This window comes from Flavobacterium sp. HTF, assembly GCF_003105115.1.
Taxonomy (GTDB): domain Bacteria; phylum Bacteroidota; class Bacteroidia; order Flavobacteriales; family Flavobacteriaceae; genus Flavobacterium.
This window is the reverse complement of record NZ_QETH01000026.1, coordinates 15,421-42,246: the sequence shown is the minus strand read 5'-3', so window position 1 is coordinate 42,246 and position 26,826 is coordinate 15,421. Positions and strand designations below refer to the sequence as shown.

General features: G+C 35.9%; 20 protein-coding genes. 16 read left to right on the top strand and 4 right to left on the bottom strand.

All coding sequences use genetic code 11. The features are described 5' to 3' along the window. Positions 1–8 precede the first annotated feature (8 nt). Both DCO46_RS10175 and DCO46_RS10170 read right to left on the bottom strand, forming a co-directional pair. Entirely contained in the window at positions 9–3,071 is a 3,063-nt protein-coding gene (locus DCO46_RS10175; RefSeq protein ID WP_116752445.1) for a SusC/RagA family TonB-linked outer membrane protein, read from the bottom strand. A gap of 50 nt (positions 3,072–3,121) precedes the next feature. Continuing rightward, complete coding sequence (locus DCO46_RS10170; RefSeq protein ID WP_116752457.1) at positions 3,122–5,806, bottom strand: ROK family protein; 2,685 nt, start codon at positions 5,804–5,806, stop codon at positions 3,122–3,124. A 258-nt stretch (positions 5,807–6,064) separates the two neighbouring features. Between DCO46_RS10170 and DCO46_RS10165 the strand changes: the two genes are divergently transcribed. Beyond that, positions 6,065–6,799, top strand: a complete 735-nt coding sequence (locus tag DCO46_RS10165; RefSeq protein WP_116752444.1) for a GntR family transcriptional regulator — start codon at positions 6,065–6,067, stop codon at positions 6,797–6,799. Positions 6,800–6,868: 69 nt separating this feature from the next. Here DCO46_RS10165 and DCO46_RS10160 read toward each other — a convergent pair whose 3' ends face one another. Next, a complete protein-coding gene (locus DCO46_RS10160) occupies positions 6,869–7,423 on the bottom strand; it encodes a hypothetical protein (protein WP_116752443.1) in 555 nt (184 codons plus the stop codon). Positions 7,424–7,604: 181 nt separating this feature from the next. Here DCO46_RS10160 and DCO46_RS10155 point away from each other — a divergent pair, with 181 nt between their 5' ends. Continuing rightward, a complete protein-coding gene (locus tag DCO46_RS10155) occupies positions 7,605–7,832 on the top strand; it encodes a helix-turn-helix domain-containing protein (protein ID WP_116752442.1) in 228 nt (75 codons plus the stop codon). A 24-nt stretch (positions 7,833–7,856) separates the two neighbouring features. Here the strand turns inward: DCO46_RS10155 and DCO46_RS10150 are convergent, their stop codons facing one another. Further along, positions 7,857–8,216 carry a hypothetical protein gene (locus DCO46_RS10150; RefSeq protein WP_116752441.1) on the bottom strand — a complete coding sequence of 120 codons (360 nt, stop codon included), beginning with the start codon at positions 8,214–8,216 and terminating at the stop codon, positions 7,857–7,859. 437 nt (positions 8,217–8,653) lie between these two features. On the opposite strand from DCO46_RS10150, the gene DCO46_RS10145 reads away from it, so the two are divergent. From DCO46_RS10145 to DCO46_RS10085, 14 genes are all read left to right on the top strand, one after another. Beyond that, positions 8,654–9,256, top strand: a complete 603-nt coding sequence (locus DCO46_RS10145) for a DUF4255 domain-containing protein (protein ID WP_116752440.1) — start codon at positions 8,654–8,656, stop codon at positions 9,254–9,256. Then, positions 9,253–10,095 carry a hypothetical protein gene (locus DCO46_RS10140; protein ID WP_116752439.1) on the top strand — a complete coding sequence of 281 codons (843 nt, stop codon included), beginning with the start codon at positions 9,253–9,255 and terminating at the stop codon, positions 10,093–10,095. Before DCO46_RS10145 ends, DCO46_RS10140 begins: the two co-directional genes overlap by 4 nt. A gap of 21 nt (positions 10,096–10,116) precedes the next feature. Then, on the top strand, positions 10,117–12,219 hold the full coding sequence (locus tag DCO46_RS10135; protein ID WP_116752438.1) for a phage tail sheath C-terminal domain-containing protein: 2,103 nt from the start codon (positions 10,117–10,119) through the stop codon (positions 12,217–12,219). Positions 12,220–12,249: 30 nt separating this feature from the next. Then, complete coding sequence (locus tag DCO46_RS10130) at positions 12,250–12,678, top strand: phage tail protein (protein WP_073488721.1); 429 nt, start codon at positions 12,250–12,252, stop codon at positions 12,676–12,678. Between the two features lie 2 nt (positions 12,679–12,680). Further along, positions 12,681–13,127 (top strand): phage tail protein, encoded by a 447-nt coding sequence (locus DCO46_RS10125; RefSeq protein ID WP_116752437.1) that lies wholly within the window; start codon positions 12,681–12,683, stop codon positions 13,125–13,127. A 2-nt stretch (positions 13,128–13,129) separates the two neighbouring features. Continuing rightward, positions 13,130–13,288, top strand: coding sequence for a DUF5908 family protein (locus tag DCO46_RS22670; RefSeq protein ID WP_165828904.1), 159 nt, complete (start codon positions 13,130–13,132; stop codon positions 13,286–13,288). A 2-nt stretch (positions 13,289–13,290) separates the two neighbouring features. Beyond that, positions 13,291–13,974 carry a CIS tube protein gene (locus tag DCO46_RS10120; RefSeq protein WP_116752436.1) on the top strand — a complete coding sequence of 228 codons (684 nt, stop codon included), beginning with the start codon at positions 13,291–13,293 and terminating at the stop codon, positions 13,972–13,974. Further along, complete coding sequence (gene vgrG / locus DCO46_RS10115) at positions 13,974–15,719, top strand: type VI secretion system tip protein VgrG (RefSeq protein ID WP_116752435.1); 1,746 nt, start codon at positions 13,974–13,976, stop codon at positions 15,717–15,719. The genes DCO46_RS10120 and vgrG overlap by 1 nt, the downstream gene beginning before the upstream one ends. A 4-nt stretch (positions 15,720–15,723) precedes the next feature. Next, positions 15,724–16,014, top strand: coding sequence for a PAAR domain-containing protein (locus tag DCO46_RS10110; RefSeq protein ID WP_116752434.1), 291 nt, complete (start codon positions 15,724–15,726; stop codon positions 16,012–16,014). A gap of 2 nt (positions 16,015–16,016) precedes the next feature. Beyond that, entirely contained in the window at positions 16,017–16,427 is a 411-nt protein-coding gene (locus DCO46_RS10105) for a GPW/gp25 family protein (RefSeq protein WP_116752433.1), read from the top strand. Between the two features lie 11 nt (positions 16,428–16,438). After that, the gene (locus DCO46_RS10100; protein ID WP_116752432.1) at positions 16,439–19,615 is read left to right on the top strand and encodes a baseplate J/gp47 family protein; all 3,177 of its coding nucleotides are present in this window, start codon (positions 16,439–16,441) and stop codon (positions 19,613–19,615) included. Continuing rightward, complete coding sequence (locus DCO46_RS10095; RefSeq protein WP_116752431.1) at positions 19,603–22,347, top strand: hypothetical protein; 2,745 nt, start codon at positions 19,603–19,605, stop codon at positions 22,345–22,347. The genes DCO46_RS10100 and DCO46_RS10095 overlap by 13 nt, the downstream gene beginning before the upstream one ends. A gap of 12 nt (positions 22,348–22,359) precedes the next feature. After that, positions 22,360–25,209, top strand: coding sequence for a hypothetical protein (locus DCO46_RS10090; RefSeq protein WP_116752430.1), 2,850 nt, complete (start codon positions 22,360–22,362; stop codon positions 25,207–25,209). Between the two features lie 141 nt (positions 25,210–25,350). After that, positions 25,351–26,820, top strand: coding sequence for a contractile injection system tape measure protein (locus DCO46_RS10085; RefSeq protein WP_124019554.1), 1,470 nt, complete (start codon positions 25,351–25,353; stop codon positions 26,818–26,820). Positions 26,821–26,826: the final 6 nt, after the last annotated feature.

Below are 26,826 nucleotides of genomic sequence, written 5' to 3'. Positions count from 1 at the left end.
CTAAATATTTAGAAGTTAACACTAAGCCCGATGGCTAAAACTTTTGTTACCGGATATACACGCCCGTTTGATGCTTCGCCAGAATTGATTTCGGGATCATATCCTGCTTTCAATTTGGTTAATGTTACCAGATTCTGACCGGTAATGTAAGCTCTGAATTTAGCCACTCTTAACTGATCGGTAAATCGGGAAGGAATTGTGTATCCTAATTGTACATTTTTTAAGCGCAGATAAGATGCGTCTTCTATCCAAAAGTCTGATTTGGCAGCGTTATTTGCCGATTCAGTACCAATTGTTAAACGGGGATATTCGGCATTAGGATTTTCAGGGGTCCATCTGTCAATATGATAATCCATTACCGGACCTTCATTGCTGTTATGAAACGCTTCTACTCCTTCACCTCTAATCCACATACTGCGTTTTCCAACGCCTTGTAAAAAGATGCTTAAATCAAGCCCGTTCCATTCAGCGGTATAAGTAAGACCATAGGTATAACGAGGATATGGATTTCCTAAAATAAATCGGTCATCTTCTTCCTTGATTACCCCGTCTCCATTTCTGTCAACATATCTTATGTCTCCGGGTTTTGCACCAGCAGCATTAAAATTTTGTTTTGGACCATTGGCAACTTCGTTTGCATTTTGAAAAAAGCCATCACTTTTTAATCCGTAGTAAGAGTTCAGAGGAAATCCTTTTTTCAGGATCGTAACCACATCAGTTCCGGAAATCAGGGTTCTTCCTCCGTCATCTGTGACTTCATTGACATTATCGGCGATATTTGCATTGATGGAATGTTTTACTTTTCCTGTGGTAAATAAATAAGTTGTGCTAAACTCCCACCCTTTATTGTTTACCGTACCAATATTTTGAGTTGGCGACTGGCTGCCATAAATTCCCGGAACCGGAAGGTTGTTTACTAGTACATCTTTAGAATCCTTACTGTATAAATCAAGTGTAAATGACAATTTATTATTAAAGAAACCGGCATCGATTCCAAAATCCACCATTTCGCTGGTTTCCCAACTAAGGTTCTGATTTGCTTCACTGAAATAAGCAGCATTGGCCAGATTATCATTAAAAGAATATGCCTGGGTATTAACAGAAACTGTTCGCAAATATCTATAGAGTCCGATATCCTGATTACCAACTTGTCCCCAGGAAGCACGGATTTTTAAATTGCTAACAAAACTCGCCGATTCCATGAAGTTTTCTTTTGAGATTCTCCATGCTCCGGAGAATGACGGGAAAACTCCCCATCGGTTTTCAGAAGAGAAACGCGACGAGCCATCTGCCCTCACATTACCTTCTAAAAGATAGCGATCCTTATAAGAATAGTTTATTCTTCCAAAATAAGATTGAATTCCCCATTCTTCTCCGTTACCAAACGTGTTTTTTTCATCTGTTACTGCTCCATTACCCAGAACTCCAAATTCATTTCCGGGAATTCCAATTTTTCTTGCCTGAAACCATCTTCTGTCGCTCTTTTCTTCAGAAATACCTAATAAACCGGTAAAAGAATGATTTTCGCCTATTCTTTTATTATAGTTTAAAGTAAGGGTTGAGTTAAGAAGCAAAGTCCTGTCAAAACGATCCATCACCGAGCTTTCATTGTCTCCGCCTCCTGTATAAGGTGCATAATCAATGGACTTTCTGAATTCATGATTATTATTATCGGACAGGTTGGCTCCAAAAAATCCTTTAAGTTTCAGATCCTTTATTATCGACCATTCTGCGGTCAGGCTTCCTGCAAAACCATCGTTCTGATAGGTTCTCATACCTCCTTTTGTTAAACGGGCCAATCCGTTAGAGTTACTACCGCTTGGAAGGGTATAGTTTCCTTTTTCATCTTTTACAGGATATATTACCGGTATTCTGGTTGCCTGTTCTATAAGCCAGTTGGTCCAGTAGGCATGTTCTTTGATTACCGCTCCATTGTAAGCACCGCTGGCTGTTATATTTAATTTTTCGGACAGCTTTGAGTGGATATTTATTCTGGCATTATTTCTTTTCAGACCATAATCGTCGTTACCTTCAAATAAACTTTGCTGATCAACATGACCAATCGAAATATGGTATGAGGTTTTTTCTCCACCTCCTTCAATCGAAAGATTTTGTGTAGATTGTGGTGCTTTATCTCTGTAAATTTCATTCAGCCAAACGGTACCTTGTCCCATTTTTTTGAAATCGTTGATTTGATCCGGTGTGAATTTTGCCGGTAAACCCGAATTTATCAAAGCTTCGTTCCTTAGTTCCGCATATTCCCATGCCTTGGCATATTTGGGCATATTGGTAGGCTGCTGCATTCCATAAATGTAATCGTAAGAAATTCTTACTTTTCCGGATTTTCCCATTTTGGTTGTAATTAATATCACCCCATTAGCAGCTCTTGAACCATAGACTGCTGCTGAAGAAGCATCTTTAAGAACCGATACGCTTTCGATATCATTGGGATTGATATTGTCAATACTTCCTTCCAAACCGTCGATTAATATTAAGGGATAGGTACCCGATTGAAAAGTTCCAATTCCGCGAATATTGATATTTGTTCCCTGACCCGGCTCACTTGATCCTTGCTGGATAACTAATCCTGCAATCGTTCCTTGTAGTGCCTGCGATGCGGTGGTGACAGGTTTGTTTTCAAAAACATCTGAACCTACCTTACTAATTGCGGAGGTTAGATTTGCCTTTTTCTGAGTGCCGTAACCTACTACAACAACCTCTTTTAGATGGTTTTGTTCTTCTTTTAAAACGAAATCAAGAACCGCGCTGCCGGTTACTGTTTTTTGGATACTTTCATAACCCAGAAAGCTTACTACGATTACCGAATTTACCGGAGCTTTCAGAGTGTAAACTCCATCAAAATTAGTGCTGGTAGCGGTTTTGGTTCCTTTTATACTAACTGTTGCGCCAACTATAGTTTCGAGCGTTTTACTGTCTTTTACAGTACCCGAAATTGAATTTTGTGCATATAACACGGTCATATTAATTATCAAAAATAATGATAAAATTAGCCGTGTTTTTTTGGATCTGTGGATCCAAAAAATCGGACTGGGTGCTTTGTGGTTTTTCATAAATTCATAATTGATTTTAGATTTTGGTTAATTAGTAAAGTGTGTTTCTGTTATTTCACAAAAGCCTTTATCAATAAGGTTTTGTCGTTTGGATTTTCATTATATATGGTGTAACTGTCTGCAGAAGCCGGAACTACAAATGTTTCTGCATAATTAAAACGCTGCCTGATTCCGTTTTTAGTTTCTATAATTACAGAAGTACCTTCGATAAGCATCCAGACATGGCATTTGTTATTTGTTGAAATATGTATTTTGTCATTTAAGGTATATCGGTGTACATCATAAAAATGTTCGGGATGTGTTGGTAAATGTTCCAGTGTATATTCTTCTTTTTGAGCAATGACATAAGGCGCAGAAATCAATTCCGGAACAACACGATTTCCTTTTCTTTCAAAATTTAAATTTTTCATGCCATGCTCAATATTTATCGGTCGCGGTTTCCCATCTAAATCGAGACGCAACCAATCGTACATTTTAAAAGTGAAAATGTAGGGAGCACTGCTAATTTCAAGAACCAGATTGTTGCTTCCGGAAGCATGGATAGTACCGTTGGGTATTAAAAAAAGGTCATGTTTTTTTGCTGTAAATTTTTGAATATATTTATCTACATCTAATTCTTTTACCTGTTTTTGGCTCTCTATTAATGCTTGATGGAATTCTTCAGGTTTTACACCTTCATGAAATCCTAAATATACTAACGGGTCATTTTTACAATCCAAAATGTAATAGGTTTCATCCTGGGTAAAGGGCATTCCGAAATTTTCTTTGATATATTCAGGCGTTGGGTGGCATTGAATCGAAAGATTTCCTCCGTCGAAAGTATCCAGGAAATCAAATCGGATAGGAAAGTCGTATTTGAATTTTTCTGCACAATCTCCCAATACCTCCTGATAATTATTGAACATCAAAAAATCAAAAGAAACTTCCAGTAGATATTGATCACTTTCAAACATTATCCCATTTTCCAGCACCATAAGTTCAAATGACCAGGCAAGGTTTTCGACTTCCTTATTCAGTCCTTCCATTTGCTCTTTCATCCAGCTTCCTCCCCATGCTCCAGGCTCGAACCATGGTCTTGGCCTAAAGACATTTTTTGCCATTTGGCTAAGTCCTGAACGAAGTGAATCTCCGGTCATAAACAAGTAATTATCCGGTCTTTGTTCGTCTACAACAAGATCAATGAAAGGCAGTATTTCGTTTTTGTGTTTGTTTAAAACTACCCAGTCGACAAAATAAAAACGCTTATAGGTCCTGCGATTGTCTATTTTATTTTTAGATCCCAGATTCGTTGCCATTCCGGCACGGGCTCTAAACTGTAACTCATTTTTTGGTAAATCAAAATAAACAATTGGTGCCTGCCATTGAGCCAGAGAGGCTCCACAACCCACCAGGATATTTATATCTGCTGAAGTATCAGGCTTAATCAGTTTTAATTTTTCAGTATCAAACCAGTCTATTAAATTCTTATCGGTAATTTTTCCAAAAAGAGGATCATCACCTCCAAGATAAGGCTCCAACATCTGATCTAATTCATCCGAAGATTTCATCGCGGCATCTACATGAAACCATCTTACCGTTTTACCTCTTTTTTTAAGTTCTTTTTCCAGATTTTCTACCAAATGGTGCCAAAAAACACCTACATACCCATCTATTATAATCGTTTTGTGTTGTTCGATCCATTTTGCAAATTCTTCTGTACCCGCTTTTATCTTGTTTTCTCCGAGTGGAAATGAAGGATAAGCATCATAGGTAACTTCATTATTTACTTTTTTTTCAGGTGCTAGATACTGTTGTGTTTTACGCCATTCTTTATTCTGTTCCAAATCTTGATTTTTTAAAGAGTTACTTGCATTTAAGGCAGCTCCTGTTATGGCAGCTTTGTCCCATAGTTTGCATATTTGAATTTTAGTTTCGTTAATTTCCTGTACTTTTTTGGTGATCTTATCTAAAAAATGATGGGATGCTTTTGCTATTCCTCCTCCCAAAACAAGGCTTTCGGGTTGGAAGTCTGATATTCGCGGAGTCATGAATTCGATAAAATTTTCGGCAAATTCATCAAATAAAATAAGGGCATCAGAATCGTTATTATCTGCCAGGGTGGTTATCTCTTTTACAGTATGGACTTTTTCACGATTCAATTGGTTCCATTTTTCAACAAACCATCTTGTCGAAAAATAATCATCGGCAATTCCGTTCTTAAAGGGAATATTGTATAAATATCCATTGGTGGGTATTCCATTTTTTTCTTTTGATTGTACACTTCCGTTTATGAGGTACGTGCTTCCAAAACCGGTTCCTAACGTTAATACAATACTTCGCGAATTATACATTGCTGCTCCTGCCTTGTATTCGCCCATGGCAAAACTTTCTGCATCGTTTAAAAAGTAAACCGGAATATTATTTACAATCTTTTTAATTTCCTGTTTTACATTCAGGCCAAATAAGGAATCATATTTTTTGACACCGTTGATTTCTGAAATACCGTCTTTGTAATTAAAAGGTCCGGGCATCGAGATACCTACGGCTCCAATTTGAGCCAAAGTTATATTTGAGGGATTGTCTATTATTTTTTCAATCAGATTTTCAAAACCTGTGAAAAAGGAATGGCAGGGACCATTCGAATCTAATAGCGTTTTCTGATAAGTATCTGCAACAAGTAAACCTGTCTCAGAATCAACTAAAGCTCCTGATATATGCGAGCCTCCAATATCAACACCTAAATAATAAAATTTCATAAAGTTTAAATTAAAATAATAGCAGTAAATTTCAACATGTATATATGTATGTACAATATCGTTGTAGCAAAGTAAATAAATTGTTATCATACTACAAAGCAGGTTATTGTTTTTTATCAAAAAAATAAAGTAACTTTGTAGGAGTATTTTAAATAAAATGGTTTTATCGTTACGTGGTATTGCTCTTTTGGCCTGAAAAACATTGATTTTAAATGTTTAACAGAAATGAATGATTCGTAATGAATTTGATAAATAAGTATGAAAATAACATTAAATCACAGTAGTCCTATCCCGCTTCATATTCAGATAGAAGAACAATTAAGAGTAGCAATTAAGTCTGAAGAGTATCAGAAAGGGGTAAAATTACCTAACGAAATGGATTTGTCTAAACAATTAGGAATTTCCAGAAGTACCTTGCGCCAGTCTATAAATAAACTGGTTTATGAAGGGCTGCTAATGCGAAAAAAAGGAGTTGGGACTTTTGCAAAAAAGACATCTGTTAGTTCAAAAGCACAAAATTGGCTGAGTTTTTCGCAGGAAATGAAAGCCCTGGGCATAGAAACCAAAAATTATGAATTGCATTTAAGCTGGGTGAAACCAAATGAAGAACTTTGTTTGTTTTTTGATATTAAAGATGATGTGAGGATTCTAAAATTAGAAAGAGTAAGAGGCAAAGCCGAATATCCTTTTGTTTATTTCATATCTTATTTTAACCCCAGAATTGGCTTAACAGGCAATGAGGATTTTTCACGTCCGTTATATGAAATACTGGGACAGGATTATAATTCAATTGCAAAATTGTCTAAAGAAGAGATTAGTGCCATCAGTTCAGATTCCGTTTTGGCTGAAAAATTAGAAATAAAAACCGGAGAGCCAATATTGAAACGTAAAAGATTTGTTTTTGATCCGGGCAGCAGACCTCTCGAATGGAACGTAGGATATTATAAGGCAGACAGTTTTACCTATACACTTGAATTTGAGCGCGAAACATAATATCTAAGAAAGAGATTATCGTAATATTCTTTTCATTTTATTTATTTTCAAAATTATATAGTCTTCAGATTAGATAATCCTGATTTTAAATTTTGCATCAATAAATGTTAGTAACAACAAAAAGATGCAGCATAAAATAAAACTCAGAGTATTCAATTTCCAGTTTATTTGGAGTTCTTTTGTTGCTTTTCGCACTAGGATAAAGAGAAAAAAACAAACGAAAACTGAAATTGTTAGCAATCCTATTCCAAGAGAAAGTCCAAGTCTGCCTTCATCGTTTGGACTTTTCAGATTTATTAATCCGGCAGCAAACCGCATTACAAAAGGAAAAAAGAGAAATGGATATATCTCGATTTTCTTATACTTCATGATCAAAAAGTAACATAGAATTGCCTGTAAAAGTGTGAATAATGGCCCGGCCAGCGTTACATAGTTTCTGTGCCATTCCGCTAAATATTCGCCAGAAATTGGTTTTGCAGTATTTAATGATACTGTCATTTTATTTCCCAGAATCTCTCCCATTCCCCAATGTGCTAATTCGTGGCAAATCGTACTTAAAAAAACGGCAATAAAAACTAAAAAAATGTATTTTAAGTTTATGCTGTTACTCTTTTTTTCAATCATAATTACAATCTCTTTTTTAATGCAAGTGGACAAACCATGACTTAAAGAAATGGAAAACAACAACTTAAATCAACTTTCACAGAAAGCCTTAAATGTTTTGTCTCTTCCGGATAAGCATGTATTTTTGGCTAATATATAGTTATTTTATTACAATAAATATTCAGCTTTAAATAATTAAAAAATGAGAAAAACTGAGGTACCTGAATCTGTGAGGATTATAGGAAATAATATTAAAGAGATTATTAAAGAAAAAAGTCTTAAAGTAAGACATGTAGCTCACGATTCAGATCTTGATATCGAAGCATTGAGAAGGTATATGTCTGGAAAGCAAATTATGGGGATTGATAAACTAATGAGAATCCGTAAGGCTTTGGATGTTGAAATTTCAGAATTGTTTCGAAAAATATAATGATAGAAAACAGGGCCGAATACTTTAATTCAGCCGTTCTGTACTTTCTATTCTTAAGCAATGTTCTGTTCCCAGATAGAGAGGATTTCCGTGTTTTTCTGACCAAAATCCATTCAGGACATCTTTTGTAATACAGCGGTAAACCGCAACTCCTTTATAGGTTTTATGGTCTTCTCCTTTGTAACTAAAATTAATGACCAAAATATTATCTTTAAAGAATCCATGGCCTATTTGCTCCTGCGAATCATTAATCAGCCAACGGGCAATGATCCGGTTATTCCCGTCCAAAGATAAAGTCAAAATTCCTTTATAGTTTATTTCGTTCCCTTCTTCCTGATTACTTCCCGAAATAGAATAAGTACCGATTAGTTGTTTTATAGTCATTTGTTTGTGATGCAGAAATTAGCAGTTGATCAGGCAAATTTACTATTATTATCTGTCTTTTTTTGTCTCTGTCTTACTCAAAAAACCCATTATTTTTAGATTTCATCCTTAAAAAACTAAATGCTTTTTATACCTTCTAAATTTCTTTTTCGACAAAATAAAGCAAACTGCAAAAACACACACAAGGTATTTATAATCAATAATTTAACCGCAAAAATACGGATAAAAAAGGGGCTTTTTCCCCTTTTATTATAGCCTTAGGTTTATCTACCTTGCACCAGTAAAGAAGCCTTCATTTTTACTTTAAGCTTAAGTAGAAAAGTTCTTCTTTTTTTAATCTACGCCGTAGAATCTATTCCTTTTGGTCATGACAATCTCGTTTATGACTGCTAATCTCAGAATTTTATTAATGCAGGACCTTAAAAACTTATTATAAGATGATTTTTGAAGTTATTCAAATAATTGCAGAACAAGTAAATAACTATCTCGACGAAATTGGGCTGGACAAATCTGTTGTCCCTGAAAATATTGCTTTTTTAGAATCCCAAAATGAAGATATAGGCGACGCGTTAAAAAATGCTGTGGCACTTACGGTAATCAATTTAGATGAAGAAGCTACTTTAAAAAACTTTCCCAATCATACTATTGAAAATGCTAAAACAATTTACAAAAACAGCATCGTCAATTTAAACCTGTATATCCTTTTTAGCGCCAACAGAGATAATTATGTCAATTCACTTAAGGATATTTCAAAAATCATTGAATTTTTTCAGGGGAAAAGACTTTTTACCCAGGCCAATACTATTTATAACCGAAACAATATTGCCATGAGCAATGTTGACAATTTTAGATTCACAGTGGAACTCTACACTCCCACTTTTGAAGAGTTGAATTATATCTGGGGAACATTGGGCGGCAAGCAGCTTCCATCAGCTTTATACAAAGTGAGCATGATACAAATTGAGCGCAATATTGCTCAGGCAGAAGGACAACTAATCAGCAAAGTTAAAGGTGTAACCAAAACAAAAGAGCAGTCATGAGTTTTTCTATCACATACGGATTGCTATTTGAAGTAACGCTTCTTCATAATTATTTTTTGAATAATGCCGAAGAAACTTTTGCAGATATGTCAGCTGCCGATAAAGAAAAAATGCTGCAACATTTTAATACCGATGCCTTTACAGCTATAACGCCAACTTTGGAAACCTATAATGAGCTCAAAAATTACAAAATGGTATTCAAAAAAACCAAAACGGGTTTTAGAATATACATTAAAGTGAAAGAAACAAATGAAACTGAACCTTTTATAAAAATTCCAGTTGATTTAAACTTAAAATTTCTGATCAAAATCAAGGATTATCAATTTGAAAATTATACCGCTCTCGACTTTGCCCTTAATCAGGTTTTTCTTTTTAGCAACGTCAGACCGTTAACTGAACCGGTTTCATTTGAATATCTTCCAAAAATAAATGACAACAAATTAATTTCAGATGATTTTTTAGTATCCGAAGAAACCACTGCCAATTCAATTTCGACACTTCAATCATCAGAAAAACAAAATGTATTTGGGCTTATTTCTCTAAATCTTCAGGGCGATAATAGTGCCGGAAACATTGTGACCAATTTGGGCGAAATAATAAGCCCGAATTTTAAAATTCATTTTGACAATCGAAAGACACTTTGGAAATATATTAACCGGAAAGCAGGAACCGAAATTAAAACCAACACAGCAAAACCACTCACACGCTCTGGTTTTGTTGAAATTGACCCACTTACCGATTTTACGCCTGCACAGCCACCAGACAGTCAATATCCAAATCCATCGGTGAAATCAATAACAAAAATCAGTAGTGACTACTATTCTGAAATATTTATTTAAATAATTAAAAAACAATCAATTATGGCAACAAATTACAAAACGCCTGGAGTATATATTGAGGAAATCGTAAAGTTTCCTCCTTCTGTTGCCCAGGTAGAAACAGCGATTCCCGCTTTTATTGGCTATACCGAAAAAGCAACAAAGAAAACTGCAGGTGATTTAATTAATGATCCGACAAGAATCACCTCTTTACTTGATTATGAAAACTATTTTGGTTCAGCCTATCCCGAAAAGACTATATCCGTAAATATAACCGATGTAGAAATTGGCGGCAAATTACAACGAGATATTGTAGTAAACCAGCCCAGTTCTCCCAGCACTTTTTTGATGTATTATGCATTACAAATGTACTTTGCAAATGGCGGCGGACCATGTTATATTGTTTCCGTAAACACTTATGAAGACGAAAACAGCAATCTAAACCTGATCTCTTTTTCAGATTTAAAGGATGGCCTTGATTTATTAAGAAGTGAAGATGAGCCTACACTTATCCTGTTTCCGGATGCTACAGGATTAGCCAGTGACAATGACTTCTATGAATTATACAAAAGTGCGTTAACACAGTGTCATGATATGCAGGACCGATTCGCCATTATAGACACCTATCGGGATGTAGAATATGAAAATGACGATACTGATCTTGTTTCACCAATAGATGAAATCAGACTTAAACTAAATCAGGAAAAAGATTATTTAAAATATGGAGCGGTATATTTTCCTTATTTAAAAACTATTCTGGATTATAAATATGATGAAAACTCCATCTTAATTAATCATATCTCATATAAAAAAGATGCTGTGCCAATAGCTCTTGGAGAACTTAATGATGCCAGTAATGCGCTAACTCCAATTATATCAGCTTTAAGAACTATAAGTGATTCTGCCGATGCCGATGCAACAAATGATAACATAGTGGGTGCCATTCCATCTATTTTAAAATATACCCAGGACCCTGCAGGCTATAATAATAACAATCCTGATTTTACAGTAGCAAAAACAATTCCTGCTTTCACAACTTTATTGGACGCCCTGATTGTGCAGCTAAATAATTTGGTTGAAATCAAGAAAAAGGTTAAAAATGCAGCCAACTCAGCTATTGCATCTGTAGAAGAATTATCTACGGCAGATGATAACATCATTGTAGCACTTGCCGCTTTTACAGGCGGGTTTGAAGGGGCCAATAAAATTGAAAGTGTCTTAAAAAATATCATCGATCTTACTGCAAAAATCAAAAACGCCGATACTAATGCAAAAGTATTAAGCTTAGTAAAAACAAATGCGACAAACATTATTACCGAAGTCAAAAAACTATTAAACTATACTCCTGTTTTAGGATTACCTGATAATACGCTTGCCATCACTCCCGATGTATTTTTAAATATGTCTGCGCAAGTTGGTGCCATAATCGCAGCAGTCTCAACTGTAAATGTTTCCGGAGTAGATGTGAATAATGGCGCAATGAACGGCAGATTTCTGGCTGATATTGAACCTTTAGAAAATGCATCATACAATATCATTAAGTCTGAAATCGCAGGTCTTCCTGTTACATTACCGCCCAGTTCGGCATTGGCTGGAGTCTATGCGAGAGTAGACAGTGACCGCGGCGTATGGAAAGCACCGGCTAACGTAGGCTTAAACTATGTCATCAAACCATCTCTGAAAATAACAAACGGCGATCAGGATAACTTAAATGTTGATACTACAGCAGGTAAATCCATAAATGCTATCAGAAGTTTTACCGGCAAAGGAACCTTGGTTTGGGGGTCAAGAACCTTAGCTGGTAACGATAGCGAATGGCGTTACATTCCGGTTCGCCGCTTCTTTAATATGGCCGAAGAATCTATTAAAAAAGCGACAGAGCAGTTTGTTTTTGAACCTAACGATGCCAATACCTGGATAAGAGTAAGAGCGATGATTGAGAATTTCCTCATTCTGCAATGGAGAGCCGGAGCACTGGCCGGGGCAAAACCAGAACAGGCATTTTATGTTAGAGTCGGACTTGGACAAACCATGTCGGCTATAGATATTTTAGACGGCAATATGATTATCGAAATCGGAATGGCAGTCGTTCGTCCGGCAGAATTTATCATTTTACGTTTCTCTCACAAAATGCAGGAATCTTAATTAATATATCAACATAAAAAAATATAGATCATGAGTTATCCACTACCAAAGTTCCATTTTTCAGTTGACTGGAAAGGAACAAAAATAGGGTTTACAGAAGTTTCCGGATTAGATGTAGAAACTGAAGTCATTGAATACCGTCAGGGAGCAAGTCCCGAATACAGCAAGATCAAAATGCCAGGCATGCAGAAATTCTCTAACATCACATTAAAAAGAGGAACGTTTGCAAGCGATAATGAGTATTACACCTGGTGGAATACAGTAAAACTAAACACCATAGAAAGAAGGGACATTACCATCAAATTACTCAACGAGGATCACGAACCTGTGATTACCTGGAAAGTAAAAAATGCATGGCCTACCAAAATTCAATCGACTGATTTAAAAGCCGATGGAAATGAAGTTGCGATCGAATCTATGGAACTGGTTCACGAAGGTTTATCTATTCAAAATGACTAGTCATGGCTAACTATTACCCACCTGTCGGTTTTCATTTTTTAGTTGAATTTGAAGGTCTTGGCTCGAAAGAAAAAGACCATCAGTTTCAATCGGTTTCCGGTTTGTCTGTTGACATCGAAACCGAAGAAATTGCCGAAGGTGGAGAAAACAGATTCAAGCACAAACTTCCGGTAAAGACAAAATATCCAAACCTGACTTTAAAAAGAGGAATCCTGATTGATTCTGTTGTGATTAACTGGTGCCGGGATGCGATCGAAAACTTTTCTTTCAAACCTGTAAACCTGACTGTTAAACTGCTCAATCAGCAGCATCAGCCTTTGGTTTCCTGGAACGTGGTTCACGCCTACCCTGTAAAATGGGCAGTTGAAGATTTTAATGCCGAAGAAAGTAAGCTCGTTATTGAAAACGTAGAGCTGACCTACAATTATTTCACCTTAATTAAAAGTTAGTCATGCCCATAGAAATAAAAGAGCTTCACATTAAAATAAACGTGAACGAAGGATCAAAGCCACCGGCTTCTAAAAGTACTGCAAAAAGCAAGGATGAAGATCCGGTAGCGGAATGTGTAGAGCAAGTAATGAAAATCATCGAACGTAAAAAAGAACGCTAGTCATGCCTGGAGAATTAGAAAAACTAAAAGTTACTGCCTATAGTGACCCGGAATTCAACAACAAGATTGCTGATGGTAAATTTTCTACGCTTATAAATCCGGAGAAATATACCTATCACTATAAAATTGAAACAGATGAAACGCAGGCATCGGGAACGAGTACCGTTTCTCCAAGGTTTAATAAAAAATTACCTGAAAACCTGGAGCTTGATTTTGTTTTTGACCGATCAGGAGTAATTAACGGCTTTGCAGGTTCAGACGATGGCATTATCGATGACATTGAGAAATTCAAAAAAGTTATTTTGGATTACAATGGAGACGAACACAAGCCCAATTACCTCATCATTTCCTGGGGAACATTGCTCTTTAAAGGTGCTTTGACCGAAATGGATGTAGAATTCAAACTCTTTAAACCAGACGGAACTCCGATAAGAGCAGTGGCAAAAGCAAAATTTCAGGGTTTTGTTGAAGACAATTTAAGAGCAGCAAAAGAAAATAACAAATCGCCCGATTTAACACATTACAGAACCGTTAAGGAAGGCGATACACTGCCCTTAATGTCGTATCACATTTACGGCGATTCTAAGTATTATCTGGAAGTGGCCAGAGTCAATAACATTGTGAATTTCAGAAAATTAAAAACGGGACAAAAACTATTTTTTCCACCCTTACAAAAACAATCCTGATGAACAACAGCGGAGTCATACAAACCAGTAAAAGTGCCGATTTAGTAACACTTAAAATTTTAATTGAAGGAACAGAATTATCTAAAACCTATCAGGTAAAAAGTGTTGTGGTACAAAATGAAGTCAACAGGATTCCTATGGCTCAAATTGTTCTGGTAGATGGTGAAGCTTCTGAAAGAGATTTTAAACTGAGTAATGAAGATTTATTGATTCCGGGGAAAAAAATTGAAATAAGTGCGGGCTATCACAACGATGAAGCAACCATTTACAAAGGAATTATCATCAAGCATTCGATCAAAATAAAAAGCAGCGCTTCTTTACTGATTATCGAATGTAAAGACGAAGCAGTAAAACTGACCATTGGCAGAAAGAGCAAATATTTTTATGATGTAAAAGACAGTGAAGCATTTGAAGAAATTATTGCTGCATACGGATTGGATAAAGATGTCGAAGCGACCAATTTCACCCACAAAGAACTGGTTCAGTATAATACGTCTGATTGGGATTTTATAGTTTCAAGAGCACAGGCCAGCGGAAAACTTTGTTTTGTGGAGAATGGAAAAATCACTATCAGCAAACCCAATGTTGGCTCCTCGCCTGTTGAAACGGTTACTTTTGGTTCCTCTTTACTTGATTTTGATGCCGAAATTGATGCCCGTAATCAATTTGCAAAAGTGTCTTCGTACAGTTGGAATTACACTGATCAGGAAGTAGTAGAAATTGAAGCCAGCGATCCGGCCGTAAGCCTGAACGGTAATCTTTCTGTTTCTGATTTGTCAAAAATTATCGATCATGAAAATCTTGAATTACGTCACGGCGGAACTATTACCGAAGTAGAGCTTCAGGATTGGGCCGATTCTAAATTACTGTTTCAGCAATTATCCAAAATTCGCGGAAGAGTCAAATTTCAAGGTATTCCGGCAGTAAAACCAAATACCATAATTAAGCTCGAAGGCGTAGGCGACCGATTTAATGGAAATGCCTATATCACAGGCGTTTTTCACGAATTGGCCGAAGGAAACTGGACGATTGATGCGCAATTTGGATTAAATCCCGAATGGTTTTCTGAAACATTTGACATTCATACACCAACTGGCTCTGGAATTATTCCCGCGATAAAAGGGCTTCATGTGGGAATCGTTACGCAGCTCGAAGAAGATCCAAACGGCGAAGACCGAATTTTAGTAAAAATCCCCATTATCAATAATGACGAACAAGGCATTTGGTGCCGCGTAGCTTCGCCTGATGCGGGAGACAAAAGAGGTGTTTTTTTCAGACCAGAAATTGAAGACGAAGTAATTATCGGCTTCATCAATGAAGATCCAAATAACGCCATTGTTTTAGGAATGCTTCACAGCAGCGGAAAACCGGCTCCAATTACGGCTTCTGATGACAATCATCAAAAAGGTATTGTAACCCGAAGCGAAATGAAAGTTTTGTTTGATGATGAAAAAAAATCAATCGCAATTGTAACTCCAGCCGGAAAAAAAATAACACTCGATGAAGATCAGGGTATCATCAAAATTGAAGATGAAAACTCGAATGTAATCACAATCGACAGCAACGGAATAAAAATGGAAAGTGCCGGAAATATTGAATTCAAAGCCACCGGAGATGTAAAAATCGAAGGGACAAATGTTTCGATAAATGCCAGTGCGCAATTTAAGGCAGAAGGAAGTGCGGGCGTAGAAATGTCCTCCGGAGCCACAGCCGTCTTAAAAGGAAGTATTGTACAAATAAATTAAAATTATGGGAGCACCAGCCGCCAGAATTACCGATATGCACGTTTGTCCAATGGTTACCGGAACGGTTCCGCATGTGGGCGGCCCAATTTTACCCGCGGGCGCACCAACTGTTTTAATTGGCGGAATGCCCGCTGCATGCGTAGGCGATATGGCCACATGCACAGGTCCGCCTGACAGCATTATTGCAGGTTCATCAACGGTTTTAATTGGAGGCAAACCTGCCGCACGCATGGGCGATTCAACCGCACACGGCGGTACAATAGTAGCCGGATTACCAACTGTATTAATTGGTTAGTTATGGAAACAGAACAAGATTTTTTAGGTATAGGATGGAGTTTTCCTCCTGAGTTTAAAGCAAACACAAAAGAGGTGACAATGCTTAAGGATGAAAGCGACATTAAAAGCAGTCTGGAGATTTTGCTTTCGACTAAAATTGGCGAGCGTATTATGCAGCCCAAATACGGCTGTAATATGGACGAACTCTTGTTTAATCCATTGAACAGAACTTTAAAAACGTTTGTTTCTGAATTGATTAAAACGGCTATTCTGTATCACGAACCCAGAATTGACGTTGAAAAAATTGACATTACAAAAGGAGACGATTTGAGCGGCGAATTATTAGTACTGATTGATTTTAAAGTACGTGCCACCAATTCGAGAATAAATATGGTTTATCCATTTTACCAACAAGAAGGAACCAATTTATAAATTATTAAAAGATGAGTAATTGTAATACAATATTGAGTGTTTTGACTTCTAATGGCAGCGACCAAAAGCAACGCTATCTCAACGCGTTACAACCTGAAAACATTCGTCTTAATGATTTTGAACTGACTGACTGGGTTTTATTTGCACATAATTTTTCTGAATACATAAATTATTTTGAAACCTCAAATCCACAAACGCCATCCGGAGACTGGAAACCTTTTTTTGATTTTTTTAAATGGAATGGCGAAAAACCATCTATAGAAAATCAATTAAAATTAGACCGCATTAAAAAAGAATTAACCGATCTGATTGCAGAAAATAAAAAGGAGTATGCCATTACACCGCATTTAACTTTGTTCCTTACTTTTTTAATGCTGCTGGAAAACAGTAAAAAAAGATACAATGCCCTTACCAAACGTCATCTGGATTTTTATTATAAACAAATTTTACATATTGATAAACTGCCCGCTACGCCTGATAAAGTCTATCTGATTTTTGAATTGGCCAAAAATGCGGTTCAGGAAAAAATTGAAACCAAAACCGGTTTTGACGGCGGAAAAGATGCTTTGGGTAAACCTAGAAATTACCATTCAGACAATGAATTGATTGCCAATAAAACAGTCGTTTCTTCATTGAAAAATATTTACAACGACATCGATACCAAAAAAATAGTCGCAAGTCCTATTGCTAATTCTTACGGCGGTTTGGGCGAAGCTTTTCCGGATAAAAACAATACACAATGGTGGCCTTTTGGGTATGTCGAAAAAACTCCCGTATTACCACAATTATCAGATGCCGCTTTAGGTTTTGCAGTTGCCTCTCCTATTCTGTCTTTAGCAGAAGGAAAACGAAGCATTCAAATGAGTTTTACTTTTGAGAATGACATTACGACGATAACGCCTGCAATGATTATAGAATGTTTGAGCCTTCAGGTAACCACAGCCAAAAAATGGCTGGAAGTTGCTGAAATTTCACCCTCATTAACGATAAAATCGGGTAGCACTTACACAACTTCCGTTACCGGAAAAACCATGAAAATTACTTTTCTGTTAGATGAAAATGCAGACGCTGTTACGGCTTATGATCCTAAAGTTTACGGTGATGAATTCGCTACCAATCTGCCTGTGGCAAAATTCAATCTGGATCTGGCAAAAAATGACGGTTATGATTTTTATAAATTATTAGCCCAAAATAAATTAGAAAACATCACCATCAATATTGATGTTCAAAATATTAAGAGTGTCATTTTAGAAAATGACAACGGAAGTATCAACGCTGCAAAACCGTTTTTCGCATTTTCTCCACAACCTGTTGCCGGGTCTAATTTTCTTATCAAATACAACGAAGCTTTTTCTAAAAACTGGGAAAATATAAACGTTGATGTACTTTGGAAAAATACTCCGGCAGATTTTGTAGAACATTACAAAGCGTACAAAACGACTGCATTAAATACGATTAGTGTAGGTGCATTTAAAACCAGTGTACTGAATTCTTCTAATAATTTTGAAAATGCCGGCGGAATAGTAACCGCCAATAGTTATTTTCAATATCAGCCTGCAATTTTATCGAATAATATCTGGCAGAATTACGGAAGTGCTGTAACTTTATTTACGGCTGCAAGTCCGTTTAAAACAACATTAAATGTAGTCAATTCTAATTATGCCACAGAGAAAAACGGCCAGTTAAAACTAACACTAACAAACTCTTTTTTACATAGTGTATATCCCAAAATTTATGCTTTAGCACTTTCTACAGACGATGATAATGTGGTCATTCCAAATCAGCCTTACACACCGCTGGCTGAAAATCTTGTGTTCAGTTATACTGCTTCTGAAACAACTAAATTTTCAAAAACCGGAACGGAAACATTCGAAGCTATTTATAGTCAAAACGAAGCAAAATTATTCCACATTCATCCTTTTGGATATACAGAGGAACACAGTTATCTAAAATCTGTTTTAGATTATGCAGAAGATCAAAACTCTTATTTGTTCCCTACTTACTGCAAAGGCGGAGAATTGTTTATTGGTCTTGAAAATGTACAGGAATTACAGCAAATCACATTACTTTTTCAGGTATTGGAAGGAAGCGAAAATCCCGAAACACCATCCTTTACCGGAAAACAAAAAATAGAATGGTCTGTTCTGGGCAATAACGAATGGCGTATTCTGAACCATTCAGACATTTTGCTGAATGAAACCGATAACTTATTACAATCCGGAATCCTGAAATTCAGTTTACCAAAAGAGGCGACACAAAACAACACCAGGCTTCCTAAAAATTATATCTGGCTTAAAGCCAAAATGCATAAAAAATTTGATGTAGTCTGCAAAATAACCGGCATTCATTCACAGGCTGTTTTGTCCACTTTTCAGGATAATGCCAATGATTTAGCACATCTAAAAACCGGATTACCAGCCGGAACGATTTCAAAACTACTCCAAAGACTCAGCAATGTAAAATCGGTTACGCAGCCTTACAGCAGTTTTGATTATAAACCGGAAGAATCAAACGAAGATTATTACAAACGAATCAGCGAACGTCTTCGACACAAAAACAGAGCGGTTACCATGTGGGATTACGAACACATTGTATTGCAAAAGTTTCCGGAATTGTATAAAGTAAAATGCTTAAACCATACCTGCGACTGCTCGTATCAATCACCAGGAAATGTAACGCTGGTGGTAATTCCGGACACGGTAAACAAAAACGTATTCGATATTTTTCAGCCAAGAGTAAGTACTGCAACGCTCAACAAAGTCAAAAAGCATATTGACCAACTAAACTCAATGCATGTAACCACATATGTAATAAACCCACATTATGAAGAAGTTACGGTTGATTTAAAAGTAAAATTCAAACCGGGTTTTGATGAAAATTTCTACATACAGCAACTCAATGCCGATATTATCAAATTTTTATCGCCCTGGGCGCTGGACAAAAATGTTCCCATCAAATTTGGAGTTACGATTCACTCCAGTGTCCTTATTAATTACATCGAAAAATTAGGTTATGTAGATTATCTGCAAGATGTAACACTAAAAAAAGATGGAGCCCTGGCTGAAAAAACTGCCGTTCCGTCTAATCCAAAATCGATTTTAGTTTCGGCAAAAAATCATGTAATCAGCACCAATGTCACACAATGCACTGTTAAAACCATAGAACCACAAGAAGAATGTCAGCTATAAACCAACATATCAGCATCCCAAAAAATGTCAGTTCTAATGATGACATGAGTTTTGACTTCCTTCGCAAAAAAGGAATCGAGTACATTGAATCGTTAGGAAGCCAGTTTTGGACGGACTACAACACACACGATCCCGGAATTACGATTCTGGAAGTGCTTTGTTATGCCATTACCGATCTGGGCATGAGAATCAATCTGCCTATCGAAGATCTGTTAAGCAATAATTCGACCCCAGTTGAGGAACAGTTTTTTGCCGCCTCTGAAATTTTACCCATGCAGGCTGTTACGGCTCCTGATTACCGAAAAATTTTAATTGATATTGATCCAAACATCAAAAACTGCTGGCTTCAAAAAACCACCAAAAACTTATTTGTCAATTGCAAAGAGGCTAAAATTTCACTCAAAAAAGAAGATTTTACCGGCACTCCGGATATTTTCATTAAAGAATCTAAAATTAAAGGATACTATAACATATTAGTTGATTTTGAAGAAATTACCGTCGCAGAGAAAAACCTGCTAAAAACTAAAATAAGCGAAAAATTTCACGCCAACAGAAACCTTTGCGAAGATATTTTAGAAATTAAAGAAATAGAAATTCAGCCCATTGCCGTTTGTGCCTTAATTGAACTTGAGCCGGAAGCCAACGAAGAATATATTCATGCTTTAATCACTTTTGAGCTTGAAAAATACCTGTCGCCGGGCGTCACTTATTATTCGCTGGCCGAAATGTTTGAGAAAGGGTATTCAAGCGACGAGATTTTTGAAGGGCCGCTTTTAGAAAGGGGATTTATAGATACTGCAGAATTAGAAAATTCATCATTAAGAACCGAAGTCCGTCTTTCTGATATTATGCAGATTATCATGAATATACAAGGCGTAAGTGTCATCAAAGACATTGCACTGAATAATTGCGAAGCCATTGAAACAGAAGGAAGTGTTTGGAACATCTGCATTCCGGCCAACAAAAAACCAAGTCTTTGCCAAAAAAGCACGCTGAACTTTAGCAAAGGTGTTTTGCCCGTTACAGTCAACAAAGTAAAAGCAAAAAAATATCTGGAAGAGTTAAAAGAAGACCTTGCCTATTCGCAGTTAAATGCAGCTAAAAACAAGGAGCTGTCAATACCGCAAGGCAAAATTACGGCATCTGATTTCTATACCAGTATTACCAACAATTTTCCAGAAAATTATGGTATTGGTGAAATTGGACTTTCAGAATCTGCCAGCGAAGAACGAAAAGCCAAAGCCAAACAATTAAAAGGATATTTGCTGTTTTTTGATCAAATTCTGGCGAGTTATTTCAAGCATTTGAGTACCGTAAAAGAATTGCTTTCTATCAACGGTGATAAGGAAACTACTTATTTTACTCAGGCTATTAAAGATATGACGGGTTTTGAAGAAATCGTAAATGAGACGTATTTGTCAGCAAATGAAAAAAAACTCAACGAATTGCTTTTTAGTGATCTCGACGATTCTGTTAAAAGACAAAACCAGATAAAAGATCACCTTATTGCTCGTTTTGCAGAGCGTTTTGCAGAATATGCTTTCCTGATGAAATCCTTGTACGGCGCATCTTCTGATGAAATCGTACTCCAAAATAAATCCGAATTTTTAATCAATTACGATACGATAAGCGGCAAACGCGGCAGCGGGTTTAATTATTTTAACCAGCCGATTTCTAATTTATGGAACACTTTTAATGTGACCGGATTAGAAAACCGAATTGCCGGTTTGTTAGGAATTAAAGGCGATAAAAATCCGGTTACGGGCAAAAGAGGAATCAAAAGAAAAGATATTTCCGGTTTGTTTGTACAGCTTTATGATCCGAGTCCGGGCGTGATTCCCAATCTTTTTAGATGGAGAATCAGAAACAATGCCAGTGAAATTATCTTAACCGCAACCGAAGATTATGAAAATCAATTGACTGCGATTAAGGAAATGTATTTTTCGATCCTGAAAATTTACGAAACCAGCGAAAAGCAAATTGAACAGGCATTTAAAAAACTTTTGGAAAACAGAGACAACGCAATCCCTTTTAAAGACACTGTTATCAACACTTTTGAAGTAATTGAGTCTGACACGCATCAATATTCATTTCACATCGTAAATCCGGAATTTGTGGATGATATCAGCAATCCGGACAGAATTATTGCACGACAATACGAGCTTTATGCCACACTGGAAGAAGTAAAAACCGCAATGCTTGATTTGCTTATTTTCTTTAAAGAAGAATTTAGCGATGAAGGTGTTTTTCTGGTAGAACATATTCTGCTGGTTCCCAATCCAAACGAAGTAATCGATGCAAGTTATTACATGCCAATATGTGCAGACGACTGCTCAGATGGTTGTTGTATCCCAAATCCGTATTCGTTTAAAATCAGTGTGGTTTTACCGGGATATACGTATCGTTTTGCCGATGTTGATTTTAGAAATTTTGCCGAAGATGTAATTCGGCAGGAAATCCCATCGCATATTTTGGGCAAAATCTGCTGGATTGGTTACCGAAAAGATCAGATTACCCCAAAAGATAATGACTTACTCGATTTTGAAGAAGATTTCAAAAAATTCCTGACGGATAAAACGCAAAATAAACAAGATGCTTTACCAGAATTCATCAGGTCATTATCAAAATTAAACTCTGTTTATCCTACCGGCACATTATACAATTGTGTAGATGAAGAAGAAGATATTTCAGGAAAAATAGTATTAGGAAGAACAAATTTAGGAACAATATAAAAATACAAGGTCATGGCAGCAAAACTTACCACCATTACAGGACAATATCATAGTTATGTAGCAGATCAGGTGTTAACACACTTTCAGCTTAACGAGACTATTGATTATTTTGATGACCAAAATCGACTGAACAGAGTCTTTCTTACCGGTACAGGAATTGTTTGCGGCCTTCAGGTTTCAGCAAATCCAGGCTATTCTACCGTAACCATATCTCAGGGAAACGGAATTACAACTGATGGTGATTTAATAAAATTATCAGCCAAAGCCTCTACAATTGCTGATGTACAAAAAGCAAAAGATGTAAAACAAAAATTGTTCAGGATTGATCTCTCAAAAATTGATTATAAAACCTATAAAGTTTTTGATACGGATAAAGGTGACTATCCCCATTTTAAAAACGGCAGCGCAATGTTACCAATGTGGGAATTACTGCCTGAAAAAACAGGCGCTTTAGAAACCGGCGAATCTTTATTGACTAGTTTTGCGAATCTAAAAAACCATGTTGTTCTTCTTTACCTTGAAAATTATACTAAAAATGCCACTTTATGTGATGAAACGGATTGTTCTAACAAAGGCGGTGAAGAAGTTTTCAACCTACGTGTACTTGTAGTAAGTCAGACAACTGCCAATAGTATTATTGGCAAAAGCAGTACTCCGCAAAGAGATCCTCTTTATAGTAAATATGATGTTTTTGACAAATACAGCATGCTTGACGAATTGGGCATAAAAAAAGTAATTCCAACATTTAACAATACCTCAACTGCCAATAAAATCAAGCAGCTTTTTAGCACTGTTGTCAATGATGTTACATTTCAATCCGAGTTACTTGCCAATTTAACCACTGTCCTTATACCCTTTGGCTATACGACACAACTTGCCGCCATCAGTGCCCGCTTTACTACATTGTTTACCATTGACCCAAACAATATTCCGGCAGATATTCATTACCGATACGATTTATTAAAAGATATTCTGGCAACTTACAAAGAACTAAAAGACCTTTTTTTGCAGCTAAAAACAGAATGTAATCCGCCCATTGGTTCATTTCCAAAACATTTGTTATTGGGATTAGTAGAAGACAATAATCGTTTTAAAAATTACAGACATCAATTTTACAAAGCACCAGCTTTAGACCACAATAAAACATTCAGCCATTTTGATTCTTTGATGAGAAGACTCAAAGGCATTTTAGATAATTATCAAACAACAGCCAACGGCATTAAAATTACGCCTTCAAAAGCAATGGGCAAATTAGGTGCAAAATCAGTTCCGTATTACTATAATGTCGATGATAATTTACTCCATGCCTGGGATTTTGAAAAAAGCAGTCTTTATAACCATCTGGCCAATTTTAGCTATCACACCACAAATCTGCTCAATAGTGATTATATCAAAACTCCGTTGGGATTTTGTATAGACGATCATGATTTTTACCGAATTGAAGGTTATCTAAACGGCAACGTTGACGATGTAAAAGCATTTTTAATCGCAAAGAGAATAGAATTCGGACTGGATTTTGATTTTTATATTATGGATGTTATTGAAAATGCTGCCGATTTAAAAATCTTATTCAATACCAATTATTCCTTTGAGCATAAAGCCGGGGTCAAAAAAGGAGGTACTTTATTACTCCTGAAATCAGGAACTACATTGATAACTGATTTTGCTATTGATGGAAAAATAAATCCAGACAGCGGATTGGGCTGCTGCACGATCATGGGCTGTTTATACCCATGGATTAGTTCGCTTCGATATATCAATAATTTATCCAGAAGTTTAAGAGGAAGCAGAAGCGACAAAGTTGATTTGCCAACTCATTACAAACTAAGTGTAAAAAAATATACCATAAATGGCGTTAATTTAATCACCGACAGAGTTTTAATAGATATTCCGTTGGATCAGCTTCTTGCCCGTCGTTTGCATGTGGTAATGGAAACACTCAACAACAGGTTTCCTACAGGTCTTTTATTTGATTTTATTGAAGAAGAGAAAAAACTTAGAATTATGCGTCTTGAAAAAGACACGTTTGAATTTGAAATTCAAGACATTACACTTTCCAGAACTGCTCCTACTTATACGTTTACACAAAACGGAGTGACCAAAAATGGTAAAGTTTATTCTTCAAATAAAATAACCTGCGCCATTATGAATTCGCATAAAGCCGAGATTTATAAAAAAATCCATGCCCATTACGATCCTATTAATAAGGATGATGACAATTTTGGACGTTTTAATGATGATTGGGATAAATTCGAATATTTAAGAAGCGAGTTGCGATTCCATAAACGCACACAATCACTGATAAGATTCCCGAAAATTTTTGATGATTTCTACAGCATTCCGGTTACTTATAATAATGGTCAATATGAAGATACAACCGTTGCAGACGAGTTGTTGAATATTGCCCAGGAAATTGTTCGAATAGACGATCATTATAATGACATTTATATTGGCGGTGACTGGACAACCGGAAACTATGTCAATACAACAATGTACAATTACTATCTCGAAAACAGTAAAGACACAAATGATGAATTAGTGCTATTTATCAATTTAAGAAAAAAGATTCATAATGAGGATAAAGTGAGTAAATACATGATTCATATTGATACAACCAGAAACGTAAAACTTTCTGATTTTGAAGAGTTATTTACCAAATACGCTAAAAAGGCAGAATTCTATTTCTATAAACCTGCCAATGGTAACTTTATTAAGATAGAACAAAATCGTTTTTCTAAAGATGGAAGTATAAAAAAGAGAGTTTTGGTTAACACAAAAAAAATAACCAAATCCCCTATTACCAAAAAAATAACCAAGCCTGTTACTAAAAGAACTCCAAAGAAACCGGGTGACACCAAATAAAAAAGCTTGAGACAAATACCAAACTGGCAAATCTCAAGCTTTAATGGGGAGCTGCTATCAATTACGACAACTATCTTTTCCCAGTATAACCTTCACGGTCAGATACAAATGTAGGAAAAAAATTTATACAAACAAATAAAAATGAATAAAAATTCACATAGCATACAAAAAGTTTTTTTAGAGATAGATACCCCCTCAATGGCGATGGCTAATTCTATCAAAAACAACCTTGCCATGTTCGTGCAGAATGAGGTCCTTTCGATCTTTGAAAAACATTTTAATTCAATTAAAAATATTGATAATCAGATTATTCAAATAGAAAAAATTGAAATCAACCTTGAATCCATTATAGGGAAAAACGATGTTTCTTTTTCCAGTAATGACATCAAAAACCAAATCGAAAAAGAGGTTCAAAAAGCGTTAAATGAACTGCAAAAAAACACTAAAAAAGAAGACAAAAGAGACTTAGAAATTCTTACAATTTCACCCGAAGATAAAGACTTAAAAACCTTGCTTTATTTTATAGAAAATGGCAGTATGCCTTGGTGGATTTCGAACGGAAATGAGGCTGATTTTTTCAAAAAAATCAGTCCTGATCAATTTGAAAATGATGTTTTCAGGATTCCATTCAGGAGATTAATGGTGCAGAAAAAAGTTCAAAACCGAATCATAAACCAGTTTTCCAATCCTGAAATTATGCTTTTGATTTCGGCTTTTTTAGGTTTAGAAAAACAGCGAAAAACCATTTCAAAAAATAATTTAACCGATTTTCTGAATCAAAAAACGCACGCTTTTAAAACTGCTTTCTGGCAATTGATTTTTGATTTTTGGAAAGAAAAAAAGCCAATTAGCCTCGTTAAATTTTATTATAAAGAAGAATCTCAATTTTTATCCGAGAAAATCTCATTCGAAAATTATATCCAAAATATAAAAATACTGGCAATTCTTGATTTTTCTACTGAAGAGCTGATGAAAATGAAAACGGATTATCTGGTTTCTGAAAAAGAAAAGTCAATTGTAGCAGCCAATTCTGATACAATAAAAGAGGAAACCGCTCCTCAATCAGAAATACTTCCAATAAAAGAAGAATCCATAATTGAAGATGGTACTATAGATTCTAAATCGTGTTATGTACAAAATGCAGGCTTGATCATTCTGCATCCCTTTTTAAAGGAGATGCTAAAAAGCTGTGATTTAATAGATGACAATAATACGCTTTTAAACAAAGAGTTAGCAGCGCATATTTTGCATTATGCGGCTACAAAACGAGAAAATGATTACGAACACCTGATGCTTTTTGAAAAGTTTTTATGCGGAATCCCACTGCAGCAATCCATCCAAAGAGAAATCAAAATTGATGACAAACACAAACAGCACGCAGAAGAAATGTTAGACTCAGCGGTTTATCACTGGTCTGCCTTAAAAAATACTTCTACAGCTGTTTTACGAAGTGAATTTCTTCAAAGAGAAGGCAAACTGGATTGGAGCGAATCGAATCCAAAACTGACAATTGAACGAAAAACGCAGGATCTTTTATTAGAAAAAATTCCGTGGAATATCAGCATCGTTAAAATTCCGTGGATTCAAAAATTAATCTACACCCAATGGTAAAATTAT